6 protein-coding genes are annotated in these 11,838 nt (G+C 64.0%); 2 read left to right on the top strand and 4 right to left on the bottom strand.

Annotated elements, in window-relative coordinates; translation table 11 throughout:
- Positions 1–9 precede the first annotated feature (9 nt).
- From D9M09_RS25960 to D9M09_RS25950, 3 genes are all read right to left on the bottom strand, one after another.
- The gene (locus D9M09_RS25960; RefSeq protein WP_121670705.1) at positions 10–498 is read right to left on the bottom strand and encodes a hypothetical protein; all 489 of its coding nucleotides are present in this window, start codon (positions 496–498) and stop codon (positions 10–12) included.
- A 69-nt stretch (positions 499–567) separates the two neighbouring features.
- Positions 568–4,749: a DEAD/DEAH box helicase gene (locus D9M09_RS25955; RefSeq protein ID WP_121670704.1), complete on the bottom strand. Its 4,182-nt coding sequence runs from the start codon at positions 4,747–4,749 to the stop codon at positions 568–570.
- Entirely contained in the window at positions 4,746–6,689 is a 1,944-nt protein-coding gene (locus D9M09_RS25950; protein WP_121670703.1) for a prolyl oligopeptidase family serine peptidase, read from the bottom strand. The genes D9M09_RS25955 and D9M09_RS25950 overlap by 4 nt, the downstream gene beginning before the upstream one ends.
- Positions 6,690–6,887: 198 nt before the next feature.
- Between D9M09_RS25950 and hemE the strand changes: the two genes are divergently transcribed.
- Entirely contained in the window at positions 6,888–7,973 is a 1,086-nt protein-coding gene (gene hemE / locus D9M09_RS25945; RefSeq protein WP_121670702.1) for a uroporphyrinogen decarboxylase, read from the top strand.
- Between the two features lie 841 nt (positions 7,974–8,814).
- Positions 8,815–10,866 carry a primosomal protein N' gene (locus D9M09_RS25940; protein WP_121670701.1) on the top strand — a complete coding sequence of 684 codons (2,052 nt, stop codon included), beginning with the start codon at positions 8,815–8,817 and terminating at the stop codon, positions 10,864–10,866.
- Position 10,867: 1 nt separating this feature from the next.
- Here D9M09_RS25940 and D9M09_RS25935 read toward each other — a convergent pair whose 3' ends face one another.
- Entirely contained in the window at positions 10,868–11,758 is an 891-nt protein-coding gene (locus D9M09_RS25935; protein ID WP_121670700.1) for an ArgP/LysG family DNA-binding transcriptional regulator, read from the bottom strand.
- Between the last annotated feature and the right edge of the window lie 80 nt (positions 11,759–11,838).

The raw sequence follows: 11,838 nt of genomic DNA, 5'->3' as shown, positions 1-11,838 counted from the left end.
CGCGCGGCGCTAGACGACGATGGCGCTGCCGCGCAGCATGTCCTGGTGGCGCGCATTGATGGCCGCAACGGCATCCTTGCCGCGCGCCATGCCGGTGGCGTGGATTTCCGTTTCCTGCGTGTAGCGCTGGCGGACTCTTACCGTATAGGATTGGAACAGCCAGCTCCAGAAGTTCGTTTCATAGACGGCTTCATCCATGTCGCGCCATTTGACGCCCGTCAGTTTCTTTTTCCACGGCAAGATGCCGGACGCCAGCCACACGCCCGTCTCGTCGTAGTACAGCTGATAGCTGCGGATGGTCAGCAGGCGGTAGGCGACGATCAGCGCCGAGCCGATCAGCACCACGAAGGCGGCGCGCGCGTTGTACTTGAAGGCCAGCGGCAGGGCGGCAAAGAACAGCAGCACGGCGATGATGAAGGTGCTGACATAAGCGGTCCAGGATTTGCCGCACAAAAAGGTGGCGCGCTGGCCGGCGCTGGTGGCGATATAGTCGGTCATGGCGTGGCATCAAAACAGGGAAAAACGATCATCGCATGGAACGCGGCTTGCCCGTGCATTTTTTCAAGCTCATCGCTTCAGCCCTTCCTGCAGCATGCCCAGCATGTCACTGGCCGACATGCGCGCGGCCGCATCGCTGCCTTCCAGCAGACTGTCGGCCAGGTCGCGCTTGTGCTGGTGCAATTCGACGATGCCTTCCTCGATCGTGTGTTTCGCCACCAGACGGTAAATGGTGACGGGACGCAATTGTCCCATGCGGTGGGCGCGGTCCGAGGCCTGGTCTTCCACGGCCGGGTTCCACCACGGGTCCATGTGGATCACGTAATCGGCCGCCGTCAAATTGATGCCCATGCCGCCCGCCTTCAGGCTGATCAGGAAGACGTCGCCGTCTCCCGCCTGGAAGGCATCCACGCGGCGCTTGCGCTCCTGCATGGGCGTGCTGCCGTCGAGATACTGATAGCTGACGCCATGCTGCTCCAGGTGCTTGCGGATGAGTGTCAAATGGTCGACGAACTGGCTGAAGACGAGCACCTTGTGGCGGTTTTCCAGCAAGCCCGACAGCAGTTCGGCGAACGCGGCCAGCTTGCTGCTGGCCAGGCCCAGTTCCGGCGCCACCAGTTGCGGATTGCAGCAGGCGCGGCGCAGCTTCATGATCTCGGCCAGGATCTGGATGGCCTTTTTCGACGCCGGCCCTTCCACCATGGCCAGCTTTTCCAGCGCTTCGCGGCGCAGGGATTCGTACAGCGCCGTTTCCTGCGGCGACAATTCCACTTCCAGCACGATCTCCGTGCGCGACGGCAATTCCGACAGCACTTGCGTTTTTGTCCGGCGCAGGATGAACGGCGCGATCAGGCGGCGCAGCCGCAGGCGCGCGCCGGCCGCCGCCCGCTTGTCCTGATCCTTTTCGATCGGTCCCGCAAAGCGCAAATTGAACTGGTCCAGGGTGCCCAGCAAGCCCGGGTTAATAAAACGGAACAGATTCCACAGTTCGCCCAGGTGGTTTTCCAGCGGCGTGCCGCTGGCCACCATGCGGAAATCGCCTTGCAGGGCCATCACGGCTTGCGAACGCTTGGTGGCGCCATTCTTGATCGCCTGCGCTTCGTCGAGCACGATCGTATGCCAGCGCACGCCGGCAAACATGGTGGCTTCCTGCTGCAGCAAGCCATAGCTGGCCACCACCACGTCGAACGGCTGCAGGGTGTCGAGCATGTCGGCCCGGTCGCCGCTGCCGAACAGTTTGATGTTCAACGTCGGGGCAAAACGCTGCGCTTCGCTGATCCAGTTCATGCAGACGGACGTGGGGGCGACGACGAGGGTGGGACCGTTCGGTGCGCGCGCGAGGATCAGCGCCAGCGCCTGCAAGGTCTTGCCGAGTCCCATGTCGTCGGCCAGGCAGGCGCCCACGCCCCAGTGCGCCAGGCGCGCCAGCCACTCGTAGCCGGCCAGCTGGTAGTCGCGCAAGTCGGCCTGCAGGGTGCTGGGCAGCTGCGGTTGATAGTCGTCGAGGGCGCGCAGGCGCAGCAGGTGCTCGCGCCACAACTTGTCGGCCTTGACGCCGCCCGCATCGTTGGCCAGCTCTTCCAGCGCAAACGCGGCCAGCGGGTGGATGTGCACGCCATCGGCATGCGCTTCGCCATACGCGGCCAGTTCCGACAGGCGGCGGTGCAATTCATCGCTGAGGGCGAGGAACTGGTTGTCGCCCAAGGCCACGAAGCGGCTTTTATTGTTCTGCATCAAATCGAGCAGGGCGCGCAAATCCATCACCTTGTCTTCATCGATCTGCACTTCGCCGCTGGCGGCAAACCAGTCTTTTTCGCTCTTGATGTTCAGGCGCATCTGGCCGCTGTCGATGCGCTTCGACACGCGCATGGTTTCGCCTTCGGGCCAGGCCAAGACCATGCCGGCGGGATCGAGCGATTGCAGCTCGACCAGCAATTGCAGGCCCAGCGCTGGCTGGCCCAGCAGCCACTCGCCATGCTCTTCTTCCGCCTCTTCCAGCACCAGACATTTTCCGATCAGCTGGCGCTGCGCTTCGCGTTCCGCATTCAGGTCGCGCCGCGCTTGCACGGCCCGGCCCGCCACATCGGCAAACACGCTTTCGGCGCCGCTGCCCGGTGCGTAATAGGCGCCGTTGTCGAGCAGCGGGCGCACGAGAATTTGCATCTTCAACCCCTGCTGGTAGGGCAGCAAATGCACGTGCAGGCGGTGGTCGGCCGTGATGACTTCCGCGTCGCCGGCGCCGCCGCCGATGTCGGACTGCACGGTGACCATGGACGAGATGGCGCCGATGGCCTGCATCACCTGTTTTTCCGCATGCAGGGGCACGGACAAGCCCAGACCCACGATGGCGCCGATGCGCCGGTGCTCGTCGAGGATGTGCACCACGCGCAAGCGCGTCGGCGTTTCCTTCTGCACCACGACGTTGCCGCCGTTGTCGGGCAGCGGCGGCTGCATGCCCAGCCACAGCTGTCCCTCGTGCGACTTGATCAGGAGTTCGGGCGCGCCGGCGATCAGTTCCACGCGCGTGTCGGGGTGATCGAGCCAGAAGACGAGCGGGTGGCCCACCAGCAGCACGGCAGCCTTGTCCAGCTCGATTTCATAGCGCGGCGCCGACGAATAATATTGTTTGAACGGCGCGATGCTGCCGGCCGCGCGCGCGTCTTGCGGCGTGAGGAAATCGATGTCGCCCGCCTCTTCGGCCAGGCGCTTGAGGCCCATGGCGCGGCCCTTGCTCCAGCCGCCCCGCGCGTCGCGTTTCTGCTCGCGCACTTCCACGGCCGTCAAGCCGAAGCGCGGGTCGAACGCCACCAGCCACACGAGGCGCGAGACGCCGCCCAGCGCTTCGGCGGGCGCGTTCTGCTGCAGGTTGATCAGGGCGCTCAGCTGGCGCTGCCACGCTTCCTGGCGCTCGAACCACGGCGTCATGTCCGTTAGACCGTGTTGCGCGCGCTTGGCCGTGGCGTAGCGCTCCTGCTGCGGCTCGCCCAGCAAGCCCAGCAAGCCGGCCGCCTGCGCGGCAATCAGGTCGTAGCCGGCCGCGTCCGCTTGCTGCACCAACAGGCGCAGTTGATCCTTGCGCTCGCTCAATTGCGGCAGGGCCAGCCAGTAGTACAGCAAGGCCTGGAACAGCTGCGCCTGCAGTCCCGTTTCCCAGCTGCGCGTGGGGATCGCATCGGCTTGCAGCACGCCGGCGCGCACCAGGCGCAAGGTATTGAGTTGCTGGTAGACGATGCTGTCGTGGTTCGGTTGCGCATGCAGCGCGATATCGAGGTAGGTCTCCGCGCTTTTCAGCAGCTTGGCATCGTTGCCGCGCAGCAGGGCCAGCACGTACAGGTGGCCGCCGATGCCCGTAAAGCACAGCTTGCGCTTGCCCGTTTCCTTGCGCAACCCTTTCAGGGCCGTTTCGAAGCCCGCCACGGCGTGCGCATGTTCGCCGCGCAACAGGGCGATGCTGCTGTCGACAAACAGTGCCTGCGGCCCCTGCTGGCCCGCCAGGTAGCGCGCGGCCGCGTCGAGTTCGCCGCACAGCAGGGCGTCTTCGGCCAGGGCCAGCGGCAGGGCGGCGCCGATGTGGTCGCCGGCGGCCGCCTGGCGCGCGTGGTGCGCGCGCGCGTAGGTACGGATGGCGTGCGCCGTGGCCGGTTCGCGCGGGGCGTTGCCCAGCAGCACGGCGAGGATGTCGTCCTGCAGTTGCGGCATGACGAAAGACAGCATTTCCGGTTCGAACGGCCGGCCGAAGATCTCGATCAGCGGATGCAGCTGCTGCGCTTCATAGCACGCCATGCAGGCGGCCAGGATGGCGGCCACGTGGCGCACCTCGTCATTGCGCAAGAGGGCGATGCGCAGGCGCGCCACGCCTTGCCGGTAGCTGCGCAATTCCACATAGCCATCCCAGTTGCGCCGCACGGGGTTGATCAGCTCGATGGCCTGGCACAGGTCGCGGAACACCAGGTGCTCGATGGCGGCGCGCATGGCGGGCCAGCGCAGCTTCGCTTCGCAGGCATAGCCCCGTCCCACCACTTCGGACGCCAGCGCGTGCCGCGTCAAATGCTGCAGCATGCCCGTGACGGTGAGCAGGGCAAACGGCGTGCCGTCCGGCTCGACGACGTTGGCGCGCTGCAAGTGTTCATACACGGCATGCTTGCCCACGGGTTCGCCCGCGATGGCCAGCAAGGCCAGGATCATCTGTTCGTGCTGCTCCAGGGCGGCGAACTCGTCCAGCAGATGTTGCTCTACATTCGGTTCGCTCATGCGGGCAAGTTGGCGATATGCACGGGCGGCTCGCCGGCCGTCACGGGCAGGCCGAATACGCGCTGGTAGAAATACAGTTCCGCGTCGAGGGTGCGCACGATGTTCTCCGCCTTGCGGAAGCCGTGGCCCTCGCCTTCGAGCGGCACGTAGGCGACGGGCACGCCGCGCGCCTGCAGGGCGTCGACCATCAGCTGCGATTGCTGCGGCGGCACCACCTTGTCATCGAGGCCCTGGAAGAAGATCATCGGGCGCGACAGTTTGTCCGTGTGGTGGATGGGCGAGCGCTCGCGGTACAGGGCCTCGGCTTGCGGCTGGGGGGCGATCAGGTAATCGGTGTAGCGCGATTCGAACTTGTGCGAATCGTCGTCCAGGCCTTTCAGGTCGGACACGCCATAGTAGCTGGCGCCGGCCTTGAAGACGTCGTGGAAGGTCAGCGCGCACAGGGTCGTCAGGCCGCCCGCGCTGCCGCCGCGGATAATCAGGCGCTCGGGGTCGGCCAGGCCCTCGGCGGCCAGGTAACGGGCGCCGGCGATGCAGTCTTCCACGTCGACGATGCCCCATTGCCCGCGCAGCGCGTCGCGGTATTCGCGGCCGAAACCGCTGCTGCCGCCGTAGTTGACGTCGAGCACGCCGATGCCGCGGCTGGTCCAGTACTGCGTCGCCAGCTTCAAGGTATTGCTGGCCATGCTCGTGGGGCCGCCATGACTGATGACGATGACAGGCGGCAAGGTGCCTGCCGGCGCCTGCACGTCGCCATTCGTGGGCGCATAGAAGAACGCGTACGCCGTGCGGCCATTGCTGCTGGTAAAACTCAAGCTGCGCGGCACGGACAGGTAAGCCAGCGCGGGCAAGGCCGTGATCGACTGCGCCAGCACTTCCAGTTCATGGTTCGACAGGTCGATGCGCGCCAGTTCCAGCGCGATGGTGGGACTGCCGCCGAGCAGCGCGACGAAGCCGGGCCCCACGCGCAGTTCGCGGATTTCCTGGTACGGGTGCGGTATCGGTTCCAGCTTGGCCGCCGTCACGCTCAATTGCGCCAGGTAGCTGATGCCGGACTGGATATACGTGCAGACGATCTCGTCGTCGGACAGAAAACCGTACATGCTGCCGCCGAAGGTCCAGTGCGGCGTGGCAAATTCCGCTTCCATCGGGCACAGCGCCTCGATGTCGGCGCCGTGCAGACGGTACAAATTCCACCAGCCGCTGCTGTCGGAAACGAAGTGCAGCAAGCCGTTCGGCGACCATTCCGGCTGGCAAATCGACTCGCGCGCGCCGCCGGCGATCAGGCGGGGAGAGCCCAGCGTGCCGTCCGCCTGCACGTCGGCCAGCCACAGCTCCGTGCCTTGCCACGGCAGGCGCGGGTGGTCCCAGCTGATCCAGGCGAGCTGGCTGCCGTCCGGCGACAAACGCGGCGCCGCATAAAAATCGTGGCCGCGCGCCAGCACCGTTTCGTGCCCGTCGAAGCCGACGGCGGTCAGGCAGTTTTCCGGCTGCGCATGGCCCTCTGCCGGATGCTGTTCGCGCACGGCGATCAGGCGGGCACGGGCCGCATCGACGACGAAGTCCGCGTGGCGCGTATTGCCGCCCGTGGTGAACGCTTCGGGCGCGGCGTCGCCGGCCACGCGGTACAGGCAATTGTCGGCGAAATGCGAGAAATACACGGTATCGCCGGCCACCGCATACGCGCCGCCGCCGTATTCATGCACGCGGGTGCGCACATTGAAGGGCGCTGGCGTGAGTTCATCGACACGCGCGCCGCGCTGGCGCAGCAGGGTGTTGCGGCCCGCCTCGCTGGCGCGCCCGGCCAGCCAGAACACGTCGGCGCCATCCGCTCCCCCCAGGGCCAGCTGCGTCAGCGGCGAGGCGCCGGCGGCGACGATGGCCGCGCTGATCGGCGATGGCCAAATGCCATAAGGGGTGCTGGATGCGGTCGAGGTCATGCGGGCTCCGTGTCGTGGTGGGTAGAGGGGCCTCCAGGCGGCGTCAGGCAGCGCGGCGGCGTTCATCATCATAATGGAAGGGCAGGCACAACGAAAGTCATCGCTGTGCGTGGCAAATGCTGCAAAGCGGCACCGGAATCAATGAAATGGCGGCGATTGGATGCGATAATACCGCTTCTCCAAGCTCGATTGCCTGCCATGCCACAATTTGCTCCGCTCCAGAATGACACTTTCCTGCGCGCCCTGCTGCGCCAGCCGACCGAGCACACTCCTGTCTGGCTGATGCGCCAGGCAGGCCGCTACCTGCCCGAATACCGCGCCACGCGCGAGCGGGCCGGCTCCTTCCTGGGCCTGGCGAAGAATCCCGATTACGCAACGGAAGTGACCTTGCAGCCCCTGGAGCGTTTCCCGCTCGACGCGGCCATTTTGTTTTCCGACATCCTGACGGTGCCTGACGCCATGGGCCTGGGCCTGTATTTCGCCGATGGCGAAGGCCCGAAGTTCGAGCGCCCGCTGCGCACGGAGCAGGACGTGAAGGCCTTGCAAGTGCCGGACCTGGCATCGCTCGACTATGTCTTCAAGGCCGTCACGCAAATCCGCACGGAACTCAATGGCCGTGTGCCGCTGATCGGTTTTTCCGGCAGCCCGTGGACCCTGGCGTGCTACATGGTGGAAGGCGGCGGCTCGAAAGAGTTCCATACCATCAAGAAGATGCTGTACAACCGCCCTGACCTGATGCACCACATCCTGGCGATCAACGCCACGTCCGTGGCGCAGTACCTGAATGCGCAGATCGACGCCGGCGCGCAAGCCGTGATGATTTTCGATTCCTGGGGCGGTGCGCTGGCTGACGGCGCCTACCAGGAATTCTCGCTGGCCTACATGCAGCAAGTGGTGGCGCAGCTGAAACGCGACAAGGATGGCGTCAAGATTCCCGCCATCGTGTTTACCAAGGGCGGCGGCCAGTGGATCGAGCAGATCGCCGACATCGGCGCCGATGCCGTGGGCCTGGACTGGACCGTCAACCTGACGCGCGCGCGCCAGCTGGTCGGTCATAAAGTGGGCTTGCAGGGCAACCTCGACCCGGCCATCCTGTTCGCCAGCCCCGAGCAGATCCGTGCCGAAGTGGCGAAAGTGCTCAACGCCTTTGGCGCGCCATCGGCAGGTACGGGCCACGTGTTCAACTTGGGCCATGGCATTTCCCAGTTCACGCCGCCGGAATCCGTGGCAGCGATGGTGGACGCCGTGCACAGCATGAGCCGCGCCATGCGCAGCAGCCAGTAAGTCGTCATTTTCCCCTGGTGCAGGGGCAGAAAAGGCAGGCTTTCCAACGGAAGCCTGCCTTTTTCTTTGCTGCGCCTTAGCAAGACATACCGACTTATGCACAATTTTTTTTGCTGCGGAAATAAGAGGCAGTGTCAAAGCCATGCCCGGGGGGGATTTGCAAGTGATTGATTATTAAGGAATAAAAAATTCATTGACTAGCGGACTTTGTTGCTATTGATAAGGTTATTCTTTCGTCCGCTTGCCTTATTCCTTCATTGTCCACAAAGTTATCAACAGATTCTGTGGATAAAATTGAAAAGTATTTTGTTAACCGATACTTAGCGCCGATGTTCAGGTTTCACCTGAAGTGCATGTTGCAGTGCATGATAATTGAACAATGTTTCGCCGTCCGTCAGGTAAAAACGAACGCTTGCCCGGCAATTGTCAATTTTGCTGCATGCCGTCCGCGTTTTTGCCGATCGGACGCCTCAAAATGGTGCCGATTTCTGTATAAATACATTACAAATGGCTCAGTTATGCACAGCGGCGGAAATGCCCTGTGGATTTGTGACCGCCCGGGCATCAATTTTTAAGCCATTGATTTTAAATGATTAATTTTTCTTGCGTGCCGCTCTTGACGGCAGTCGAAATTTTATGTCCACATTTTTCTGAAAGTTAATTTTGCTTTGTCCACAAAGTTATCCACAGAATTTTCTTCAGGCACGAGAGCACGCCGTCCCGTCCGTCGTTAGGCGTTTGACGGATGAAACAAGTATCATGGCCCGCTGGCTTGATGCCGGACATCCCGCCGCGCCATCGCCCCTGCGGCGCGCTTTTTTATTGAGATAGGCCCTACCCCATGTCGCAGTGCATTTTGACGTCGTGCATCCTGAACATCGCGCTCGACACGCCCTTGAACGCCTTGTTCGACTACCGCTGGACAGCGGCGGCGGATACGGGCGCTGCCGTGCCGCTGCCGCAAGTGGGGCAGCTGGCGCTGGTGCCATTCGGCCGGCGCGAAGTGATGGGGCTGATCGTCGGCGTGTCCGACAGCACCGATGTGCCCGTCGCGAAATTGAAGGACGTGCTGGCCGTGCGCAGCCAGCTGGCGCCGCTGTCGGAACAGTGGCTGGCGCTGGCCGCCTTCGCCGCCGATTACTACCAGCGCCCGCTCGGTGAAGTGGCCTTGCCGGGTTTACCGAAGAATTTGCGCGTGCTCACCACCGTGGCGCTCGACCGCGCCATCAAGAAGCTGGCCAAGCTGGCCGATGCGCATGACGGCACGCCGCTGAACATGCCGGCGCTCAATGCCGCCCAGCAAGAGGCGGCGGACGCCATCGGCGGCGCGCAGGGTTTCAAGCCGACCCTGCTGTACGGCGTGACGGGCAGCGGCAAGACGGAAGTGTATCTGCAGGCGTGCGCCCAGGTGCTGGCGCGCGAGGACGATGCACAAATCCTGATTTTAGTGCCGGAAATCAACCTGACGCCCCAGCTGGAAGGCAATATCCGCGCGCGCTTTCCCGGCGTCATGCTGGCCACTTTGCATAGCAGCCTGTCCGAAGGCGAGCGCATGCTGCACTGGCTGGCCGCGCACCAGGGCCAGGCGCGCATCGTGCTCGGCACGCGCTTGGCCATCCTGGCGTCCTTGCCGAAACTCAAACTGATCGTCATCGACGAAGAGCACGATCCTTCCTACAAGCAGCAGGAAGGCTTGCGTTATTCCGCGCGCGACCTGGCCGTGTGGCGCGCCTGGCAATTGCAGATTCCCATCGTGCTCGGTTCGGCCACGCCGTCGCTGGAAAGCTGGCACCACGCGCAGACGGGGCGCTACCGCAAGCTGGAATTGCGCGAGCGGGCCGTCAAAAATGCGGTCTTGCCGCGCGTCAAGATCCTCGACATGGAGCGCGACAAGCCGAAAGACGGCCTGACCTCGCATCTGGTCGCCGCATTAAAACTGCGCATGGAGCGCGGGGAGCAGTCGCTGCTGTTCCTGAACCGGCGCGGCTATTCGCCCGTGATCTGCTGCGAATCGTGCGGCTGGATCAGCAATTGCACGCGCTGCACTTCGTTCATGGTGCTGCACAAGCCCGAGCACCGCTTGCGCTGCCACCATTGCAGCCTGGAATTGCGCATTCCCCGCCATTGCCCCACGTGCGGCAACGTCGACTTGCAGCCGCTGGGACGGGGCACGCAGCGCGTGGAAGAGGGCTTGCAGCAACTGTTTCCCGAGGCGCGCATTTTGCGCATCGACGCCGATTCCACGCGCAAGAAGGGCAGTGCGCAGGAAGCGTTCGACACCGTGCACCGGGGCGAAGTCGATATCCTGATCGGCACGCAGATGGTGGCCAAGGGCCACGATTTCAAAAAGCTGACCCTGGTCGGCATCCTGAACCCGGACACGGCCCTGTTTTCCCAGGATTACCGGGCCAGCGAACGCCTGTTCGCCCAGCTGATGCAGGTGGCGGGCCGGGCCGGGCGGGCCGCGCAGACGGAAGGCGGCAGCGTCAGTGAAGTGCTGATCCAGACGCGCTATGCGCGTCATCCGCTGTACGACGCCGTCGTCAACCACGATTACGATCACTTCGCCACGACCTTGCTGGAAGAGCGGGCCCAGGCGGCGCTGCCGCCGTATCTGTTCCAGGCCCTGCTGCGTGCCGAGGCGCCCGAGCTGGCCACGGCCATCGAATTCCTGCAGGCGGCGAAAGAGTGCATGGAACACCCGCAGGTGACCATCAATGACCCGATTCCCATGAGCATGACGCGCGTCTACAACGTGGACCGCGCCCAGCTGCTGCTGGAATCGCCTTCGCGGCCGGCCTTGCAGGCGTTTTTGAAGGAATGGTTAGCGGAGTTGCGCGCCATGAAGACGCGCGTGAAATGGTCGCTGGAAGTGGACCCGCTCGATATTTAAATTACTGCAGGTAATCGCGCGCCGATTTGACGATCTGTTCCGACAACAGCTTGGTAAACGGCGTGTCCAGCGTCCACGCGTGCCAGCTCAGCGGCACGTCCAGGGTGCCGCCCGGCAGCAGATCGACGAGCCGGTCCGTCGCCAGCGCCTGCGCGGCCAGGCGCTGCGGCATCAGGCCGTAGGCCAGGCCATCGAGCACGCAGGCGCGGCGCGCCGCTTCGACCGGCAAGGTATGGTGCGGAAAAGGTTCGCGCATGCTCAATTGTTCAGCGAGGAAACGCGCCAGCAAGCCGTGCTGGCCCACGACGGCGGGCGCCAGTTGCACCGCCTCGGCAATAAAACCGTCGCCGAACCAGTGGCCCGCAAACACGGGCGTGGCCACGCAGACATAGCGCAAGGTGCCCAGCGGCGTGACGCTGGTGGCGGCCGCCGCGTCGAGCGCCGTGCCGGACTCGGCCGCCACGCAGCCAAACACGGAGCCGTCGCGCACCATCTGCAGGGCGCTGTCGCTGTCGGCCAGGCGCACGTCGAGCTGGCAGCGCGGTGGCGCCAGCAGGGCGGACAAGGTGTCGGGGAACCACGTGGCCAGGCTGTCGGCATCGATGGCGATGGCGATTTCCGGCATGCTGACGCTGTTGCCCAGGTCGATGTCGAGCGATGCTTCCATCAGCTTGACGTTGCGGTGATGCACGATCAATCGCTGGCCCAGGCCCGTCGGCACGGCTGGCTGGCCACGGATGATCAGCAAGCGCCCGCTGGCGTCTTCCAGCGCCTTGATGCGCTGCGAGACGGCCGACTGGGTGATGCCCAGGGCCAGGGCGGCCTTGTCGAAACTGCCATGGCTGGCCACGGCGTCCAGCACGGCCAGCGCGCGATAATCGAGTGATCCCATTAGCTCAGCTTATAAATTTTAAAATTGATTAGTTATACTAATACACATATTGCAGCAAAGTAAAACCTTATTTTCGGCAA

The sequence above is a fragment of the Janthinobacterium agaricidamnosum genome, from assembly GCF_003667705.1.
GTDB lineage: Bacteria > Pseudomonadota > Gammaproteobacteria > Burkholderiales > Burkholderiaceae_D > Janthinobacterium.
The sequence above is the reverse complement of the archived record's forward strand: the minus strand, read 5'-3'. Positions and strand labels throughout refer to the sequence as shown.

Excerpts from the sequence above, each read along its gene's own strand:
- D9M09_RS25950 (WP_121670703.1), bottom strand. The coding sequence starts at position 6,689 with ATGACCTCGACCGCATCCAGCACCCCTTATGGCATTTGGCCATCGCCG.
- D9M09_RS25960 (WP_121670705.1), bottom strand. The coding sequence starts at position 498 with ATGACCGACTATATCGCCACCAGCGCCGGCCAGCGCGCCACCTTTTTG.
- D9M09_RS25935 (WP_121670700.1), bottom strand. The coding sequence starts at position 11,758 with ATGGGATCACTCGATTATCGCGCGCTGGCCGTGCTGGACGCCGTGGCC.
- hemE (WP_121670702.1), top strand. The coding sequence starts at position 6,888 with ATGCCACAATTTGCTCCGCTCCAGAATGACACTTTCCTGCGCGCCCTG.
- D9M09_RS25955 (WP_121670704.1), bottom strand. The coding sequence starts at position 4,749 with ATGAGCGAACCGAATGTAGAGCAACATCTGCTGGACGAGTTCGCCGCC.
- D9M09_RS25940 (WP_121670701.1), top strand. The coding sequence starts at position 8,815 with ATGTCGCAGTGCATTTTGACGTCGTGCATCCTGAACATCGCGCTCGAC.